At 38.4% G+C, this 19,846-nt stretch carries 18 protein-coding genes; 15 read left to right on the forward strand and 3 right to left on the reverse strand.

The genetic code is table 11. The features are described from left to right. Window positions 1–11 precede the first annotated feature (11 nt). Window positions 12–1,577 carry a glutamine-hydrolyzing GMP synthase gene (guaA, locus tag AC4BC7_RS13455; RefSeq protein ID WP_207942239.1) on the reverse strand — a complete coding sequence of 522 codons (1,566 nt, stop codon included), beginning with the start codon at window positions 1,575–1,577 and terminating at the stop codon, window positions 12–14. 112 nt (window positions 1,578–1,689) lie between these two features. After that, a complete protein-coding gene (coaA, locus tag AC4BC7_RS13460) occupies window positions 1,690–2,613 on the reverse strand; it encodes a type I pantothenate kinase (RefSeq protein WP_207942238.1) in 924 nt (307 codons plus the stop codon). 165 nt (window positions 2,614–2,778) lie between these two features. On the opposite strand from coaA, the gene AC4BC7_RS13465 reads away from it, so the two are divergent. The 14 genes from AC4BC7_RS13465 (at window position 2,779) to AC4BC7_RS13530 (ending at window position 17,262) form a co-directional block, all read left to right on the forward strand. Then, a complete protein-coding gene (locus AC4BC7_RS13465) occupies window positions 2,779–3,384 on the forward strand; it encodes a class I SAM-dependent methyltransferase (RefSeq protein WP_207942237.1) in 606 nt (201 codons plus the stop codon). Between the two features lie 89 nt (window positions 3,385–3,473). After that, complete coding sequence (locus AC4BC7_RS13470; RefSeq protein WP_490503093.1) at window positions 3,474–4,493, forward strand: LacI family DNA-binding transcriptional regulator; 1,020 nt, start codon at window positions 3,474–3,476, stop codon at window positions 4,491–4,493. A gap of 175 nt (window positions 4,494–4,668) precedes the next feature. Beyond that, window positions 4,669–5,970, forward strand: a complete 1,302-nt coding sequence (locus tag AC4BC7_RS13475; protein ID WP_207942235.1) for a pyrimidine-nucleoside phosphorylase — start codon at window positions 4,669–4,671, stop codon at window positions 5,968–5,970. A 13-nt stretch (window positions 5,971–5,983) separates the two neighbouring features. Then, the gene (gene deoC, locus AC4BC7_RS13480) at window positions 5,984–6,646 is read left to right on the forward strand and encodes a deoxyribose-phosphate aldolase (RefSeq protein WP_207942234.1); all 663 of its coding nucleotides are present in this window, start codon (window positions 5,984–5,986) and stop codon (window positions 6,644–6,646) included. Window positions 6,647–6,656: 10 nt separating this feature from the next. Further along, window positions 6,657–7,052 (forward strand): cytidine deaminase, encoded by a 396-nt coding sequence (locus tag AC4BC7_RS13485; protein ID WP_207942233.1) that lies wholly within the window; start codon window positions 6,657–6,659, stop codon window positions 7,050–7,052. Between the two features lie 58 nt (window positions 7,053–7,110). Next, the gene (locus AC4BC7_RS13490) at window positions 7,111–8,196 is read left to right on the forward strand and encodes a BMP family lipoprotein (protein ID WP_016176322.1); all 1,086 of its coding nucleotides are present in this window, start codon (window positions 7,111–7,113) and stop codon (window positions 8,194–8,196) included. A gap of 81 nt (window positions 8,197–8,277) precedes the next feature. Next, on the forward strand, window positions 8,278–9,342 hold the full coding sequence (locus AC4BC7_RS13495) for a BMP family lipoprotein (protein ID WP_207942232.1): 1,065 nt from the start codon (window positions 8,278–8,280) through the stop codon (window positions 9,340–9,342). A gap of 201 nt (window positions 9,343–9,543) precedes the next feature. Next, window positions 9,544–11,082, forward strand: coding sequence for an ABC transporter ATP-binding protein (locus AC4BC7_RS13500; RefSeq protein ID WP_207942311.1), 1,539 nt, complete (start codon window positions 9,544–9,546; stop codon window positions 11,080–11,082). Further along, entirely contained in the window at window positions 11,075–12,208 is a 1,134-nt protein-coding gene (locus AC4BC7_RS13505) for an ABC transporter permease (RefSeq protein WP_207942231.1), read from the forward strand. The genes AC4BC7_RS13500 and AC4BC7_RS13505 overlap by 8 nt, the downstream gene beginning before the upstream one ends. After that, window positions 12,208–13,164, forward strand: coding sequence for an ABC transporter permease (locus AC4BC7_RS13510; protein WP_207942230.1), 957 nt, complete (start codon window positions 12,208–12,210; stop codon window positions 13,162–13,164). Before AC4BC7_RS13505 ends, AC4BC7_RS13510 begins: the two co-directional genes overlap by 1 nt. 124 nt (window positions 13,165–13,288) lie before the next feature. Further along, window positions 13,289–14,455, forward strand: coding sequence for a phosphopentomutase (gene deoB / locus AC4BC7_RS13515; protein WP_207942229.1), 1,167 nt, complete (start codon window positions 13,289–13,291; stop codon window positions 14,453–14,455). A 10-nt stretch (window positions 14,456–14,465) separates the two neighbouring features. After that, entirely contained in the window at window positions 14,466–15,284 is an 819-nt protein-coding gene (locus AC4BC7_RS13520) for a purine-nucleoside phosphorylase (RefSeq protein ID WP_207942228.1), read from the forward strand. 15 nt (window positions 15,285–15,299) lie between these two features. Further along, on the forward strand, window positions 15,300–16,004 hold the full coding sequence (gene deoD, locus AC4BC7_RS13525; RefSeq protein ID WP_490503094.1) for a purine-nucleoside phosphorylase: 705 nt from the start codon (window positions 15,300–15,302) through the stop codon (window positions 16,002–16,004). A gap of 73 nt (window positions 16,005–16,077) precedes the next feature. After that, window positions 16,078–17,262: an iron-containing alcohol dehydrogenase gene (locus tag AC4BC7_RS13530; protein ID WP_490503095.1), complete on the forward strand. Its 1,185-nt coding sequence runs from the start codon at window positions 16,078–16,080 to the stop codon at window positions 17,260–17,262. 72 nt (window positions 17,263–17,334) lie between these two features. On the opposite strand, the gene gpmA is transcribed toward AC4BC7_RS13530, so the two are convergent. Further along, complete coding sequence (gene gpmA, locus AC4BC7_RS13535) at window positions 17,335–18,003, reverse strand: 2,3-diphosphoglycerate-dependent phosphoglycerate mutase (protein ID WP_016176313.1); 669 nt, start codon at window positions 18,001–18,003, stop codon at window positions 17,335–17,337. A 297-nt stretch (window positions 18,004–18,300) separates the two neighbouring features. Here gpmA and gpmI point away from each other — a divergent pair, with 297 nt between their 5' ends. Beyond that, complete coding sequence (gene gpmI / locus AC4BC7_RS13540) at window positions 18,301–19,824, forward strand: 2,3-bisphosphoglycerate-independent phosphoglycerate mutase (protein WP_490503096.1); 1,524 nt, start codon at window positions 18,301–18,303, stop codon at window positions 19,822–19,824. Window positions 19,825–19,846: the final 22 nt, after the last annotated feature.

Genomic DNA, 19,846 nt, shown 5'->3' on the forward strand with positions numbered 1-19,846 from the left:
ATGTTTATGAATTATTCCCACTCCACTGTTGAAGGTGGTTTGCTCGTAATATCATACACGATGCGGTTTACGTGTGCGACTTCGTTTACGATACGGACAGAGATTTTTTGCAAGACATCCCAAGGGACACGAGCAAAGTCAGCGGTCATCCCATCGATTGACGTTACGGCACGGATACCAACTGTGTAGTCGTAGGTACGGCCATCGCCCATTACACCAACTGAACGGATACCTGGTAAGACTGTGAAGTATTGCCAGATGTCACGGTCTAAGCCGGCTGCGGCAATTTCTTCACGCAAGATAGCGTCCGAGTCACGTACGATTTCTAATTTTTCTTCCGTGATTTCGCCCAATACACGGATACCTAAACCAGGACCCGGGAATGGTTGGCGCCATACGATAGAGTCTGGCATACCTAATTCAGTACCTAATGCACGAACTTCGTCTTTAAATAATGTATCAAGAGGTTCAATTAAAGCAAATTGCATGTCTTCTGGTAATCCACCTACATTATGGTGAGATTTAATTGTTTGTGCTGTTTCAGTACCAGATTCAATGATGTCTGTATACAACGTACCTTGTGCTAAGAAAGCAACACTGCCGTCGCTGGCAATTTTTGTTGCTTCGTCGTCAAAGACGTACACAAATTCGTTACCAATGATTTTACGTTTTTCTTCTGGATCAGAAACGCCAGCTAATTTTGATAAGAAACGATCATGTGCATCGACTTTTACGATGTTTAAGCCAAATTTGCCACCTAACATTTCCATGACTTGTTCTGCTTCGCCTTTACGCAATAACCCGTGGTCAACAAAGATACAAGTTAATTGGTCGCCGATAGCTTTTTGAAGTAATACACCCACAACAGAAGAATCAACACCGCCAGATAAACCTAGCAATACTTTTTTATCGCCAACAGTTTGACGGATTTCTTCAATTTTCATATCGATGAAGTTTTCCATGCTCCAGTCGCCTGTACATTGACAAACATCTAATGCAAAGTGTTTTAGTAAATCATTGCCGTATTCAGAATGACGGACTTCTGGATGAAATTGCACGCCGTACATTTGGCGTTCGCTATTTTGGATTGAAGCGATTGGGCAATCTTTACTTGTTGCCACTGTTTCAAAGCCTGCAGGTGCTTGTGTTACTAAGTCACCATGACTCATCCAAACGGTTTGTTTTTCAGGAGTGCTAGCGAATAAATGAGCAGCATCATCAATAATTTCTAATTCTGCTTTTCCGTATTCTTTATTTTTTGCTGGTTCAACTTTACCGCCTAATTTGTAGGTGATTAGTTGCATTCCATAGCAAATACCTAATACTGGAATCCCTAACTCAAAAATTTCTTCATCAATACCAAAAGAACCTTCGTCGTAGACACTATTTGGTCCACCTGATAAGATGATTCCTTTTGGATTGATTGCTTTCACTTCTTCAGCAGTGATACGATGGCTCAATAATTCAGAAAAGACACCGAATTCGCGGATACGACGTGTAATCAGTTGGTTATACTGACTGCCGTAATCCAAGACGATAATCTTTTCAACGTTTGGCAAGTTGTCAACGTTTGTCACTATAAATTACCTCTATTCTATTTGATTTATGAAAAATAAATTTTCAAACTAAAATGAACTGCCTTTATGATAAATGAGGCGTATGAAATTTGCAAAAACAACGGATTGATTTTCAATATTTTCTTAAAAAGACTTGGTCAATCTGATGGTTTGCGGTTTTATGAAGAATGATATCGGCACGACTACGCGTCGGTAAAATATATTCTGTTAAGTTTTTGAGATTGACATTTTTCCAAACCGACTGTGCCATTTTCAAAGCATCCTGTCGGTCACCAATCGCGAACTTGTAATAATAATTATTTGGTTCTTGAAAAGCAGTGTCTAAGAGTGATTCGAAACGTTCTAAGTACCACGTTTCGATTAATTTTGGCGCAGCGTCCACAAAAATTGAAAAGTCAAAGAAGTCACTGACATAAATCTGTTGATTTGCGGGTAACTGCAAGACATTAATTCCTTCAACAATCAGAATATCTGGTTGCGAAATCGTTTCAAATTCACCCTCTACAATATCATATACTTGATGAGAGTAAGTGGGAATTTGTAAATTATTTTCTCCCGATTTTACACTATTTAAAAATTGAATCAAACGCTCCATATCATAACTTTCAGGGAACCCTTTGCGCTCCATCAAGCCACGTTCAGACAAGATACGATTAGGATACAAGAAACCATCTGTTGTGATTAATTGAACGCTGTGTCGTGGAAATAAACGGGCTAATAATGTTTGCACCAAACGTGCGGTCGTGCTTTTTCCTACCGCAACGCTCCCAGCAATACCAATAATAAATGGCGGAACTTTGACATAGCGATGTAAAAAAAGTCCCTTACTTAACGTCAACGACTCAAATTCTTTCATATATAGATGAATCATGTGGCATAAAGGAATATAAACATCTTCTACATCTTGCATGGAGATGCGGTCATTTAAACTTTTGATATTATCTAATTCTTCTTGCGTTAAGGGCATATGTTCTCTAGTATAAAAACCTTGCCATTCTTCACGAGGAATTTGATAGTAATTCATCTGTTCCTTCATCAGAAACCTCCTTCAATCACTCGAAAATAGTGTAACATAAAAAGAGAAGGTCTTACAGAAGAAGTCATGAAAAAGAAAAAATTCTCTTGCAGAAAAGAAAAGATAGTTTACAAGAAAGATTTTTTCGGTATGATGGAAGAAAACAGACGATAAAAGAGGGAAAACATGAGTAATCATTATTATAGTCAAAAACCAGATACGGCACATGATTTTGAAGAATGGTATTTTGAATTAAAAGGAAAAAAATTTCATTTTGTAACGGACAGTGGTGTTTTTTCCAGAGATACCGTTGACTATGGTTCACGTGTATTAATTGATGCATTTGAATGGGATGAATTGCCAGAGGGATCTATTTTAGATTTAGGCTGTGGCTATGGACCCATTGGCTTGTCTTTGGCGTATGCCAGTGGACGCCTAGTTGAAATGGTTGACGTAAATGAACGGGCAGTTGAGTTAGCACAACGCAATGCAACGCGTAATCATATTGAGACTGTTGACATTCATACGTCATATATCTATGAAACATTACATCATGAAAAATATGCTGCCATTTTAAGCAATCCACCAATTCGTGCGGGCAAACAAGTCGTTCATGAAATTCTAACCGAAGCCCATCCTCGTTTGCATATGGGCGGAACGTTAACAATTGTGATTCAGAAGAAACAAGGCGCGCCAAGTGCACAAAAGAAAATGGAAGATACCTTTGGCAATGCTACGATTATCAAAAAAGATAAAGGTTATTACATTATTCAAAGTGTGAAAGAAGAGTAAAAAATATAACGGCAATCGCAATTGATTGTCGTTTTTTTTTGAAAATTTTGCTAAACTGAGCTTGAGAATATGAATGAAAGGAGTAGAACATGAAGCTAACGATTCGACAAATTGCAGAAATGGCGGGTGTTTCGGTTACCACTGTCTCACAAATCTTGAATAACAAAGGAAGTCGCTTTAGTGACGCTACGCGAAAAAAAGTCTTAGATATTGTGAATGAACATCAATACAAACCAGATTTTTTTGCTTCGAATTTAATCACACGTCACTCCAAAACGATAGGCATGATTGTTCCTGATGTCACGGATTTTTTCTTTTCAAAAGTTGTAGAAGGCGCTGAAAGCTATATGAATCCCTTAGGCTACATGCTAATTTTGTGCAATTCGCATCACAGTTTGGAAAAGGAACAACAACTGTTAAAACAATTAGCACATCGCGCAGTAGATGGTATTCTCTTAGCAACACCAAATCAATTACCAGAAGAAGTTGGCGTGCAACATTCTTTTTATAATAAGATGCCCATGATTTTGATTGATCGTGGAATTAACCAACGTGAAGCTGGCCGTTTGATTGTAAAAGAATACGAAGGTGCGTATCAAGCTGTTAATTATTTGATTTCGCAAGGCCATCGTAATATCGGTTTATTGAAAGAAAAGACGGGCTATTATCAGTTAGAAGAACGTTATAATGGTTATCGCCATGCGTTGAAGGATGCTGAGATCATGTTTAAACGTCAATGGGTTGTGGATGGCGAATTAACGGTTGCAGGTGGTTACTTAGCCGCGAAGGAATTACTACGTTCAAAAGATATCACGGCCATTTTCTGTGGCAATGATGCAATGGCGATTGGCTGTTATCAAGCAATTTATGAACAAGGAAAAAAGGTGCCTGACGATATTTCGGTAGTCGGTTTCGATGGTTTGAAGCTATCGGCATACACGACACCACCGTTAACTACTGTGATGCAACCAACCTTTGAGATTGGGTTTACAGCAGCGAAATTCTTGGTGGATGCAATTGAGTTTCCAGAAAGACGAATTCCTAATAAAATTTTTGATACAAAATTAATAATTCGTGAGAGCGTGAAGGATATTTCAAGCGTAAACTAAAGGAAAAAGAAAAGGCTTAAGTTTACGTTTGACAATTCATTTGTAGTCATGTATTCTTGTTTTTGAAAAGGGTTTCAAAAAATGTTAGTATCAAGTAAAACAGTTTACTAAAGTGTTTTACCTGATGAAAAAGTATTGTATAATAGATGAGATGCAGGAAGTGAGGTTCAAGTCTATGCGAATGGTGGATTTGATAGAAAAAAAACGCGATGGGGGCACATTGTCAGAAGAAGAGATTCAATATATTGTGACTGAATATACCGAGAATCGAATACCTGACTACCAAGTGAGTGCCTTGCTCATGGCGATTTTTTATGAGGACATGACGGATGAAGAGATTACGGCATTGACGTTAGCCATGGCTAATTCCGGTGAAGTAATTGACTTGTCATCAATTGATGGTATTAAAGTGGACAAACATTCAACAGGTGGCGTTGGAGACACTACGACGTTAATCTTAGCACCGCTTGTTGCAAGTGTAGGCGTGCCAGTAGCAAAAATGTCTGGACGTGGATTAGGTTATACAGGAGGCACCTTGGATAAATTGGAAGCAATTCCAGGTTTCCAAATTGAATTATCAGAAGAACGATTTATTGAACTCGTCAACGAAAGCCAAGTGGCGGTCATCGGACAATCTGGTAATTTAGCACCTGCAGATAAGAAGTTATATGCGTTACGTGATGTGACTGCTACAGTAAATTCGATTCCGTTAATTGCAAGTTCGATTATGAGTAAAAAGATTGCGGCAGGTGCTGACGCAATTGTTTTAGATGTAACAACTGGTGATGGTGCCTTTATGAAAAACTTAGATGACGCACGTCGCTTAGCACACACAATGGTTCGCATTGGAAAATTAGCCAATCGTCAGACGATGGCTGTGATTTCTGATATGTCACAACCTTTGGGAGAAGCCATTGGTAATAGTTTAGAAGTAGTTGAGGCAATCGAAACGCTGCAAGGAAAAGGTCCAGAAGATTTAGTGGAAATGTGTTATGCCTTAGGAAGCCAAATGGTTGTTTTAGCGAAAAAAGCTGAAACGTTGGCAGAAGCTCGTCAATTATTAGAAAAAGCTTTGGATTCTGGTGCTGCGTTAGAAAAATTCAAAGAGATGATTCACAATCAAGGTGGCGATGTATCAGTTATTGATAAACCAGAACGTTTATTAACAGCAAAATATGAAATTGCTTTCCCAGCGAAGAAAACCGGGGTAGTCACTAAATTAGTTGCTAATGAGTTAGGGATTGCAGCAATGATGTTAGGTGCTGGTCGTCGGACAAAAGAAGATGCAATTGATTATGCGGTTGGTTTAAAACTGCATAAAAAAGTTGGCGAAGAAATTCAAGAAGGCGAAGCATTGTTAACAATTTATAGTAACACCGAAGATATTGAAGAAGTAACAGCATTATTAGAGCAATATATTGAAATTGGTGAAACCGGAGAAGAACCTCCGTTAATTCATGAAATTATTACAGAATAGGACGTGTAAAAAGATGGAATTAAACCGAATGATGGACCACACTATCTTAAAAGCAGATACTCCAAAATCAGAAGTATTACGCATTATTGAAGAAGCGAAAAAATATCATTTTTATTCTGTTTGTGTGAATCCAGTATGGGTTTCATTAGCAGCAGAGGAATTAAAAGGCGAACCTGTTTCTGTTTGCACAGTTATTGGCTTTCCATTAGGAGCATCGACTACCGCAACCAAAGTTTTTGAAACAGAAGATGCGATTAAAAATGGCGCTGATGAAGTCGATATGGTTATCTCTGTCGGTCAATTAAAATCAGGAGATTACGAAGCGGTACAAAATGATATTGCTGGCGTAGTTACTGCTGCAAAAGATCGTGCGTTAGTGAAAGTTATTCTTGAAACATGTCTTTTAACAGATGAAGAGATTGTCAGAGCTTGTGAATTAGCTAAAGCAGCAGGAGCAGATTTTGTTAAAACATCTACCGGCTTTTCGACTGGTGGAGCGGATGTGAATGATGTTCGTTTAATGCGTGAAACAGTGGGACCAGAAATGGGTGTCAAAGCTTCAGGCGGTATCCACAACGAAGCGCAAGCCTTAGCAATGGTAGAAGCGGGCGCAAGCCGTCTGGGAACAAGTGCTAGTGTGGCAATTATTTCAGGAGCAAATGGCACAGGCTATTAAGAGGTGGCAAATGAAAGCAAAAGAAGATTGGATTCAAACGGCCATCGATGCGTTAGATAAAGCGTATGTACCGTATTCACACTTTCCAGTGGGTGCCTGCTTAGTCACAAAAGATGGGAAAGTTTATCAAGGGCTAAACATTGAAAATGCGTCGTATGGATTAAGCAACTGTGCGGAACGGACAGCAATTTTTAAAGCTATTTCTGAAGGTGAACGAGAATTTCAACATTTAGTGGTAGCCGGACATACACCAGAACCAATTGCACCATGTGGCGCTTGTCGTCAAGTAATTGCTGAGTTTTGCCAATCGGATATGCCCGTAACGTTGGTCGGTGATGATGGTGTAACCAAAGAAACAACTGTGGGAGAGTTATTACCGTATTCTTTCACGAACAAAGATTTATAAGAATTAACAGTCAGTGACTGTTGAAAATAAAACTATTTTAGTAGGGGGCTTTATACAGATGAAAAAAGCAAAATTATTTAGTTTTGGTGCTGTAGCAATGGCGAGCGCTTTGTTGTTAGGTGCATGTGGTAACGGAGGAAATAGTGCAGGTACAGATGGGTCTGACGGAGGGAATTCAGGAGACAAACCCGCAGCTACAATTGCGTTAATTACCGATACAGGTGGGGTAGATGACCGTTCATTTAACCAATCAGCTTGGGAAGGTTTCAAAGAGTGGGGCGATGAAAATGGTTTCTCTCGTGGTGCGAATGGCTACCAATATTTCCAATCTGCAAATGAATCTGATTATGTACCAAATATTGACCAAGCCTTAAATGCTGGTTTCAATACAATTTTTGGTATTGGTTATAAACTACAACCTGCGATTAAAGAACAAGCAGAATTAAACCCAGATACAAACTTTGTTATTGTCGATGAAGTTATTGATTTACCAAACGTTGCTTCAGCAACATTTAAAGATCATGAAGCTTCTTACTTAGCCGGAATCGCTGCTGCATACACAACAGAAACTGGAACAGTTGGTTTTATTGGTGGTGTTGAAGGGGAAGTTATCGACCGTTTTGAAGCTGGTTTTAATGCTGGTGTGGAAGCTGCTGCTAAAGAATTAAATAAAGAAGTCGAAGTGAAAAACCAATATGCTGGTGATTTTGCTGCGCCAGATAAAGGTCGTTCAATTGCACAAGGGATGTATGCACAAGGTGCAGATATTATCTTCCATGCGTCAGGTGGTACAGGAAACGGTGTCTTCCAAGAAGCAAAAGCTCGTAACGAATCTGGTGATGAAAAAGTTTGGGTAATCGGAGTAGACCGTGACCAAACAGCTGATGGTGATTACAAAAAAGATGGAAAAGATGAGAACTTTACATTAACTTCTACATTAAAAGGTGTGGGATCAGTATCAAAAGACTTGGCGCAAAAAGCACTTGAAGGTAACTTCCCTGGTGGAGAACATGAAGTGTATGGCTTGAAAGAAGATGGCGTGGGCTTAACAGAAGGTCAATTATCTGACGAAGCAAAAGCTGCTGTTGAGAAAGCGAAAGAACAAATTATTGCTGGTGAAATTGAAGTGCCAGAAAAACCTTAATTTTAAATTCATTCAGTCATTCTTTGTTTTATAAAACAAAGAATGACTGATGTTCAAGTCTACAGGGGGATATACAAAACAATGAGAAAAACAAAATTATTTAGTTTAAGTGCTTTAGCAATAGTCGGTGGCTTGTTATTAGGAGCTTGTGGTGATAACAAAACAGAAGCATCTGCGGACAAAGACAAACCAGCAGCAACAATCGCATTAATTACGAATGCTGGTGGTGTGGATGATCGTTCATTTAACCAAGCCGCTTGGGAAGGATTTGAAGCATGGGGAGAAGATAATGGTTTTTCTCGTGGAAATAATGGCTATCAATATTTCCAATCAAACAATGAAGCAGACTATGTACCAAATATTGATCAAGCCTTAAATGCTGGTTTCAATACTATTTTTGGAATTGGCTACCGTCTAGCACCAGCGATTGAAGAGCAAGCAACAGCGAATCCAGAGACGAATTTTGTCATGGTTGATGAAGTGATTGACTTACCTAATGTAGCATCGGTTACCTTTAAAGATCACGAAGCTGCCTATCTAGCAGGAGTTGCAGCAGCCTATACAACAAAAACAGATAAAGTTGGTTTTGTTGGTGGAATTAAAGGCGAAGTAATCGGTCGTTTTGAGGCTGGTTACAATGCTGGCGTAAAAGCAGCTGCAAAAGATTTAGGAAAAGAAATTACTGTTGAAAATCAATATGCTGGTGATTTTGATGCACCCGATCGTGGACGCTCAATTGCACAAGGGATGTATGGTCAAGGCGCGGATGTTATCTATCATGCCTCAGGTGGTACTGGAAGTGGGATTTTCCAAGAAGCTAAAGCACGTAACGAAGCAGGTAGTGATAAGGTTTGGGTCATTGGAGTAGATAGTGACCAGTCAAGTGAAGGTGACTACCAAAAAGATGGGCAAACAGAAAATTTCACTCTAACTTCTACCTTAAAAGGTGTGGGCACAGTTGCTCATGATTTAGCTCAAAAAGCATTAGACGGTGAATTTCCTGGTGGCGAACATCAAGCGTATGGCTTGAAAGAAGATGGTGTTGACTTAACAGAAGGCAACTTATCGGATGAAGCAAAAACTGCGGTTGAACAAGCGAAGGAAAAAATTGTTTCTGGCGAAATTGACGTACCAGAAAAACCTTAAAAATCATGAAGAATCGATCATCGCCTTTAAACGTAGGGGGTGATTGTCTTCTGTTTTTTCTTTCAAAAGAGCTTTTTTTAGTAAAAAGTTCTTTTGAGAGAACAAACTCTCTAATTTTATTAGCGATTATTGATTGTTATTGTACCAGGTTACTTGAAAAGGGATGTGAGAATTGTGACAGAAGAAAAATTTGCCATAGAAATGCGCAATATCACCAAAAGTTTTGGAACGTTTAAAGCAAATGATCAAATCAATTTGCAGATTCGAAAAGGTGAAATTCATGCATTACTTGGCGAAAATGGGGCTGGAAAGTCCACGTTAATGAATGTCTTATCAGGTTTATTAGAGCCAACTTCTGGCGAAATCTTAATGAACGGGAATGTCGTGAGTATTTCTAGTCCGACAAAAGCCAATCAATTAGGAATCGGAATGGTTCATCAGCACTTTATGTTAGTCGATGCCTTTACGGTGACAGAAAATATTATTCTAGGAAATGAGCCTAGCCGTTTAGGGAAATTGGATCGTAAAAAAGCCCGTGAAGAAATTAAAAAAGTTTCTGAACAATATGGTTTATCCGTTGATCCAGATGCGTATATTCGAGATATTTCAGTTGGAATGCAGCAACGTGTAGAAATTCTAAAAACGTTGTACCGCGGGGCAGATATTTTAATCTTTGACGAACCTACTGCGGTATTAACTCCGCAAGAAATTGATGAGTTAATTGAAATTATGCGTGGGTTAGTTCGTGAAGGAAAATCAATCATCTTAATTACACATAAACTAGATGAAATTAAATCAGTTGCTGATCGCTGTACAGTTATTCGTCGAGGACAAGGAATTGGCACGGTCGATGTGAAAGATGTGTCTTCACAACAATTAGCTGACATGATGGTTGGGCGTTCTGTATCCTTTAAAACAGAGAAAAAACCTGCTGATCCACAAGAATTAGTATTATCAGTCCAAGGTTTAGTCGTTAAAGAAAATCGTGGCGTGGAAGCAGTTAAAAACTTAAATCTAGAAGTTCGCGCAGGTGAAGTCGTTGGGATCGCTGGGATTGATGGAAATGGTCAGTCAGAGCTAATTCAAGCCATCACCGGATTACGTAAAGTGGAAAGTGGTAAAGTCATTTTATCAGATAAAGATATTACCAATTTACGTCCACGTAAAATTACTGAATCGGGTTTAGGTCACGTACCAGAAGACCGTCACAAATATGGCTTGGTTTTAGATATGACTTTAGCTGAAAATATCGCTTTACAAACGTATTATCAAGAACCATTTAGCAAAATGGGTGTTTTGAATTATTCTGAAATTAATTATCATGCAGAAGATTTGATTAAAGAATTTGACGTCCGTACGGTAAACGAAGTCGTACCAGCCAAAGCATTATCTGGTGGGAATCAACAAAAAGCAATTATTGCACGCGAAATTACACGTGATCCTGATTTATTAATTGTAGCAAACCCGACACGTGGATTAGACGTTGGTGCGATTGAATTTATTCATAAACGTTTGATTGAACAACGCGATCGCTTTAAAGCAGTCTTGCTAATTAGTTTTGAATTAGAAGAAATCATGAATGTTTCAGATAAAATTGCCGTGATTCACGATGGTCAAATCGTGGGTGTGGTGAAACCAGAAGAAACAAGTGAGCAAGAATTAGGGCTACTGATGGCTGGCTATTCACTTGAAAAAGCAAGAGCAGAATTAGCGCAACAGGAGGTGGCAACAAATGAATGATCGCAATGAAAAAATTCGTAATTTATTAGTGCCAATTTTATCAGTTGTAATGGGCTTAGTTTTAGGCGCGATTATTATGGCTGCCTTTGGATATAATCCAATTGTCGGTTACCGTTCAATGTTAAATGCTGCATTAGGTACACAGCGTGGAATTGGTGAAACATTACGTCAAGCAACACCATTAATTTTTACAGCCTTAGGGTTTTCTGTGGCAAACTCAGCCGGCTTTTTCAACATCGGGTTATCTGGACAAGCATTATGTGGTTGGATTGTCAGCGTTTGGACAGCTTTAGCATTCCCAGACCTACCAAAAATGGTTTTATTACCATTATGCGTGATCTTAGGAGCAGCAGCAGGAGCAGTTGCAGCAGCTATTCCTGGTATCTTACGTGCATTCTTTGGCACAAGTGAAGTTATCGTAACGATCATGATGAACTATATTTTGTTGTATACAAGTACCTTCTTATTACAAGATGTCATGCCAGAAAGTTTCCGTTCAAGCTTGGATTCAACAAATGCAATTACACAAAATGCAAGTTTACGTATTCCTTGGTTAACCCAGTTCTTTGGAGGTTCGCGTGTTAGTGGTGGGTTGTTCCTTGCGTTGATTATGTTAGTTCTTGTATGGTTCCTAATGAAGAAAACAACGCTTGGTTTTGAAATTCGTTCTGTAGGTTTAAATCCATTTGCTTCAGAATATGCTGGAATGAGTAGTAAACGAACAATCATTTTATCAATGATTATTTCTGGTGGATTAGCTGGTTTAGGTGGGGTTGTGGAAGGTTTAGGAACTTATCAAAACTTCTTCGTACAAACAACTTCATTAGCAATCGGATTTGATGGAATGGCGGTTTCCTTATTAGGTGCTGGCTCTGCGATAGGTATTTTCTTATCAGCAATTTTATTCAGTATTTTGAAAATTGGTGGTTTAGGAATGCAAACAATTGCTGAAATTCCATTTGAAATTGTAAATGTATCGATTGCCTTGATTATTTTCTTTGTAGGTATTAACTTTGTTATTCGTTTAGCGATGGCGAAAATTTTACCAGATAAAAAACAAGAAGAAATCGTAAAAACAATTGAAACGGCACCAAATGATCAAAGTCAAGAAGGGGGCGAATTATAATGTCAACAGTAGGTTTAATTGCATTAATCTTAACATCTACCTTGGTTTATTCAACGCCTTTGATTTTGACTGCATTAGGTGGTACTTTTTCAGAGCGTAGTGGGATTGTCAATGTAGGTTTAGAAGGAATTATGGTTATGGGTGCGTTTAGTGCCGTCGTCTTTAACCTTTCAATGGCAGATCAGTTAGGTGCATGGACACCATGGGTCGCTATTTTAGTCGGTGGTGGTGTCGGCGTTCTTTTTTCACTATTACATGCAGTCGCAACGATTAGTTTTCGTGCAGACCATATTATTAGTGGTACGGTAGTTAACTTGATGGCTCCAGCGTTAGGCGTCTTCTTGATTAAAGTGCTTTATCAAAAAGGACAAACAGACAATATCAGTTACAATTTAGGATATTTCTCATTCCCGATTTTAAAAGATATCCCAATCATTGGGACGATTTTCTTTAAAAACACCTTTTTACCCGCTTATCTAGCTATTTTAGTTGCTGTATTAGCTTGGTACATTATTTATAAAACACGTTTTGGTTTGCGTTTGCGTTCAGTTGGGGAAAATCCTCAAGCAGCTGATACCTTAGGAATTAACGTGTACAAGTTCCGTTATGCTGGCGTATTAATTTCTGGTTTGTTAGGTGGTATGGGTGGCGCAATCTTTGCCCAATCAATCTCAGGAAACTTCTCAGCAGGAACAATTGTAGGGCAAGGGTTTATCTCAATGGCGGCCATGATTTTTGGTAAATGGAATCCACTTGGTGCAATGGGAGCAGCGTTATTCTTTGGTTTTGCCCAAAGTTTAAGTATTATTGGTGCTCAATTACCGGTGATTTCATCTATTCCTCCAGTCTTATTACAAATTGCGCCATATTTATTAACTGTAATTGTTTTAGTACTTTTCTTAGGAAAAGCATCTGGACCAAAAGCAGGCGGAAAGAATTATATCAAATCAAAATAACTTTTCATCAAGAAGGGTGGGGCGAAGGGCGTAAATGGCTTCGTTCTGCCCTTCTTGGTTAAAATAAATAGAAAAGTAGTATATGATAGAAATGAAATTAGTTTGAGGAAAGCAGGTTGAAAAAATGTTTAAACGAGTACATTTAATCGTGATGGATTCTGTTGGAATTGGCGAAGCGCCCGATGCAGACAAATTCAATGACAAAGGAGCCGATACTTTAGGTCATATTGCCAAAGAAGCTGGACTAACAATTCCGCACTTAGAGCAATTAGGTCTAGGAACCATTCGCCCTTTAGAAGGTGTCAAAAATGTTGAAGACCATCAAGGCTATGCAACAAAACTAGAAGAAATTTCAGTCGGTAAAGATACCATGACCGGTCATTGGGAAATTATGGGCTTAAATATTCAAAAACCATTCCGTGTATTTCCAGAAGGATTTCCAGAAGAATTATTAAAACAAATTGAAGATTTTTCTGGTCGCAAAATTGTGTGTAATTTACCTTATTCGGGTACTGCTGTTATCGATGACTACGGAAAACATCAAATGGAAACTGGCGATTTAATTGTCTATACATCTGCCGATCCAGTCTTGCAAATTGCAGCGCATGAAGAGATTATTCCATTAGAAGAGTTGTATCGTATTTGTGAATACACCCGTGAAATTACCAAAGATGAACCCTACATGATCGGCCGAATTATTGCACGTCCTTACCTAGGAGAACCAGGTAACTTCCAACGCACCAGTAATCGTCATGATTATGCGTTAGATCCATTTGGTAAGACTGTTTTAGATTCATTGAAAGATAATGACAAAGATGTCATTGCTGTTGGTAAAATTAATGACATTTTCAATGGTCAAGGAATTACGGAATTTGTTCGGACAAAAGACAACATGGATGGTGTGGATAAATTATTGGAAGTGATGCAAAAAGACTTTACAGGTTTAAGCTTTACCAACCTTGTAGACTTTGACGCATTGTATGGCCATCGTCGTGATGTGGAAGGCTACGCACGTGCTATTGAAGATTTCGATGGACGTATTCCAGAAATTTTAGATGCAATGGCAGAAGATGATTTGTTAATGATTACTGCTGACCATGGCAATGATCCAACTTTTGCGGGAACTGACCATACAAGAGAATATGTGCCATTGCTTGTATTTAGTAAAAAATTTGCTGGACAAGGAAAATTACCACAAGGATTTTATGCAGATATTTCAGCTACAATTGCTGAGAATTTTGGCGTACCAGCCACTGAAAATGGTGAAAGTTTCTTAAACAACTTAAAATAGGAGTGACAATATGACAAAATTACAAGAACAATTAACAGAGACAACAGCTTTTCTTCAAGAAAAAGGGGTAAAAGATGTAGAATTTGGGTTAATTTTAGGGTCAGGTTTAGGCGAACTAGCGGATGAAATTGAAGAAGCAGTTGTCATTCCGTATGCTGAAATTCCATATTTCCCAGTATCAACAGTTGTGGGTCATGCGGGACAATTAGTTTATGGTACGCTAGCTGGTAAAAAAGTCTTAGCGATGCAAGGACGTTTCCATTACTATGAAGGTCATTCAATGCAAACAGTGACTTATCCTGTACGTGTGATGGCAGCCTTAAAAGCTCATTCAATGATTGTAACGAATGCATGCGGCGGTGTGAATGAAACCTTTGAACCAGGTGATTTGATGTTAATTACAGATCACATCAATTACACAGGTGACAATCCATTAATCGGTGAAAATGCGGACGAAATGGGTCCACGTTTCCCTGATATGAGTAATGCGTATACACCAGCATACCGTGAGCTTGCCAAAGAAGTTGGTACGAAAAAAGGTCTACATCTAAAAGAAGGTGTTTACATGGGATGGTCAGGTCCAACTTATGAAACACCAGCTGAAATTCGGATGTCTCGTGTCATCGGTGCCGATGCTGTAGGAATGTCAACAGTACCAGAAGTGATTGTTGCGACACACAGTGGCTTAAAAGTTTTAGGTATTTCATGTATTACGAACTTAGCAGCCGGCATGCAAGCGACTTTAAATCATGCAGAAGTAGTGGAAACAACAGAACGTGTCAAAGCTGAATTTAAAGAATTAATCAAAGAAACATTAGCAGTTTTATAAAAAGGAGCGAAAAAAATGAGCGTTCATATCGAAGCAAAACCAGGTGAAATTGCTGATAAAATTTTACTTCCTGGTGATCCCTTACGTGCCAAATATATTGCAGAAACATTTTTAGAAGATCCGATTTGTTATAACAATGTACGTGGGATGTTAGGTTATACAGGTATTTATAAAGGCGAACGTGTTTCTGTACAAGGAACAGGAATGGGAATGCCTTCCGCAACTATTTATGCACATGAGCTAATTAATTCCTACGATGTTAAAAAATTGATTCGTGTCGGAACTTGTGGAGCGATTTCCACAGATGTTCATGTACGTGATTTAGTGATTGCGCAAGGAGCAGTAACCAGTTCCTCAATTATTCAAAAAAACTTTAATCAATTCCATTTTGCACCGATTGCTGATTTTCAATTATTAAAAACGGCATATGAAATTGCACAAGAAAATGGCTTTACTACGCATGTCGGTAATATCTTATCTGAAGATAGTTTTTATAAAGATGATATGACTGAAACATTGAAATTAGCAGAACTAGGTGTGATGGGTGTTGAAATGGAAGCTGCAGCTTTGTATTATCTTGGAGCGAAATTCCATGTCCAAACCTTAGCTATCTGTACAGTTAGCGATCATATTATTACAGGTGAAGAAACAACACCAGAAGAGCGTCAAACCACATTTGATGATATGATTAAAGTTGGTTTAGAAACGGCTATTCATTAAATAAAAAAAGATTGAGGTGATTCACTTCAATCTTTTTTGGTTAATTGTTATTTAAACTATTGGAGGAATCGTAATGGAAAATTTTAATTTTCATGTAGAGACAGATATTCGCTTTGGCAAAGAACGTTTAGGAGAACTACCAGAAGTGTTACATTCTTTTGGTAAAAATGTTCTGTTGGTCTATGGTGGAGGAAGTATTAAGAAAAATGGCTTGTATGAAAAAGTGATGAATACACTAGATGGTTATACAGTGATTGAATTAGCAGGGGTGGAACCGAACCCACGCATCGAAACTGTTACAAAAGGTGCGCAATTATGTAGAGAGCACCAAATTGATGTTATTTTAGCTGTTGGTGGTGGTTCGGTGATTGACTGTAGTAAAGCAATCGCAGCTGGAGCGTTTGTTGAAGGTGATTTGTGGGAAAATCTTGTATTGCAACGTCAATATAATGGACCAGCCATTCCGATTATCACCATTTTAACTTTAGCAGCAACAGGTAGTGAGATGAATCGTGGTGGTGTCATTTCCAATATGCAAACGCAACAAAAGTTAGGAATGGGCGGCAAAAATCTTTTACCGAAAGTTTCTTTCTTAGATCCAACCAATACATTTACAGTGAATGCGTATCAAACAGCTGCCGGTTCAGCGGATATTTTTAGTCATTTAATGGAAAATTATTTTAATGCAACTCCTGGAACAGATGTGCAAGACGGTGTTGCAGAAGGTTTGATGAAAACAGTTATTCATAATTTGCCAATTGCATTGAAAGAACCTGATAATTACGATGCTCGAGCGAATTTAATGTGGGCAAGTACGTTAGCATTAAATGGTTTAACGGGAAGTGGCAAAACTGGGACGTGGTCTTGTCATGCGATGGAACATGAACTAAGTGCATTTTATGATATTACGCATGGAATTGGCTTAGCAATTTTAACACCGCGCTGGATGGCACATATTTTGAATGAAACCACACTTCCTAAATTTGCACGTTTTGCAAAAGAGGTTTGGGGAATTCAAGAAACGAATCAAGAAGTAGCAGCGAAAAAAGGGATGCAGGCTTTGTATGACTTTTTCTTAGCAAATGGGGTGCCGATGACGTTGCCAGAAGTGGGTATTGAAACAGAAAAGGACTTTGAACAGATGGCACAACAAGCAGTGGCTCATAGCACCATCAGCAAAGCAGCCTTTGTTCCGTTACAACAAGCAGACGTTGTCCAAATCTATCAAGCAGCACGTAAACCTTCAACGTTCATCTAAAAAAACGATCCGAGCTAGGACGAAAACTTGCTGAACTGCAAGAGAATCGTTTCTAGCTCGGATTGTTTTTTCTTATAGATAATATTTTTCGATTACAGATAAATCATCATTTAGTTCATAAACAAGTGGTTTACCTGTTGGAATTTCAAGTCCCATAATATCGTCATCAGAAATACCTTCAATGTGTTTTGCTAATGCGCGTAATGAGTTCCCGTGGGCAGCAACTAAAACGGTTTTACCATCTAATAATGCAGGAGCAATCTCATCTTCCCAAAATGGTAAGGCACGTTCTAAAGTGACTTTTAGATTTTCGCCACCAGGAACGGTGCGAGGATCTAAATGTGCATAGCGACGGTCTGGTTTTGCATCTGATAATGGAGGCAAAGTATCGTAAGAACGACGCCAAATAAGAACTTGCTCGTCTCCGTACTTATCACGAGTGGCTTGTTTATTTAAACCTTGTAGTGCACCATAGTGACGTTCGTTTAAGCGCCATGATTTGATTGTCGGTACCCATAATTGATCTGAGTATTCTAGGATGTAGTTACAAGTTTTGATGGCACGTGTTAAAACAGAAGTATAGGCAATATCAAATTCGATTCCAGCTTCCTTGATTTTACGGCCACCTTCTATTGCTTCTTCGACACCCTCAGGAGCCAAATCAACATCTTCCCAACCAGTGAACTGGTCTAACTTGTTCCATTCACTTAATCCATGACGTGAAAAAACTAATTTTGGCATAAAACCCTCTCCTTTATTCATATGATTTCTGAAATTTCCATTCCATATTTATTATACACCCGTTGTGAGTTAAATTTCCAATAATACTGTAAATCATTGGTCTAAAGATATTCATATTGGGTTTTACTAAAAAACTATTTAATGTTATTATGATAGGGCTGAATGAACTTTGTGTAAGATAAAACATTGTTTGCTCTCAGTAACTATCTATTTGGTAACGGCATCATCGTTATGATAGATTGACGCGTGTCTATTAGTAAAGTTTTTGAATTAGTAATGGAAAGTAGGAATAACAGAATGGACAAGAAACCTGTAATTTTAATGATTTTAGATGGATTTGGCCTAAGAGATGAAACAGTCGGTAACGCTGTGGCATTGGCTGATACACCGAATTTCGATAAGTATTGGAGTAAATATCCTCATAGCACATTAAAAGCTTCTGGTTTAGATGTAGGTCTTCCAGAAGGACAAATGGGAAACTCTGAAGTAGGACATACCAACATTGGTGCTGGACGAATTGTTTATCAAAGTCTAACTCGTATTGATAAGTCAATCCTTGATGGCGAGTTTGCACAAGAAAAAGCTTTGTTAGACTTATTTGATTTCGTGAAAAAAAATAACTCTAACTTACATTTGATGGGCTTAGTTTCTGATGGCGGCGTTCACAGTCATATTAACCATCTATTTGCCTTATTAGAAGAAGCTAAAAAACATGACATCCCGGCTTTTGTTGACGTAATCTTGGATGGTCGTGATGTATCACCAACATCAGGTATCAATTATGTAAAACAATTGCAAGCTAAACTTGACGAATTAGGTCATGGAAAAATTGCTTCAATCTCAGGAAGATATTATGCAATGGACCGCGATAAACGCTGGGAACGAGTACAAAAATACTATGATGTTGTGATTCATGGTGAAGGTGAAAAATCAACAGATGCAGTGGATGTTGTTGAAAAAAGCTATGCAGCTGGCGTAACGGATGAATTCTTATTACCAACAGTGATTGTTGAAAATGACCAACCAGTCGCAGCAATTAACGATAATGACGGTGTATTATTCTTTAACTTCCGTCCAGACCGTGCATTACAAATGTCACAAGCATTAACTGAAAAAGAATGGGAATTCTTTGACCGTGGAGAAACACCACAAAACGTGAAATTAGTGACTATGACTCAATATTCAGATAAACTGGATACAGAAGTTGTTTTTGCTCCAATTTCATTAGATAACGTCTTAGGCGAAGTGTTGGATAAAAACAATATCAACCAATTACGTATTGCAGAAACAGAAAAATATCCACACGTTACTTTCTTCTTTAATGGTGGATCAAATACTGTATTTGGCACAGAAGAACGTATTTTGATTGACTCACCAAAAGTTGCAACCTATGACTTGCAACCAGAAATGAGTATCTATGAAGTAACCGATGCGTTGGTAAATGCGATTAACGACGATAAATTTGAAGCAATCATCTTAAACTTTGCTAATCCAGATATGGTTGGACATTCAGGAATGGTTGAACCAACAGTGAAAGCTATTGAAGCTGTAGATGAATGTTTAGGTCGCGTAGTTGAAACTATTTTAGGAAAAGAAGGTTTCGCCATTATCACAGCAGACCACGGAAACTCTGAAACTTTAATGGATGAAAATGGTAACCCGCATACAGCTCATACAACGGTACCAGTTCCAGTTATCGTAACCAAAGAAAACGCTGAATTAAGAACAGATGGTCGTTTAGCAGACTTAGCGCCAACAATGTTAGATTTGTTAGCTATTGATTTGCCTGCTGAAATGACTGGTAGAAGCTTAGTTAAATAAACCTAGTTGGACTAGACTTGAA

Source organism: Enterococcus sp. AMC1623 (genome assembly GCF_058216495.1).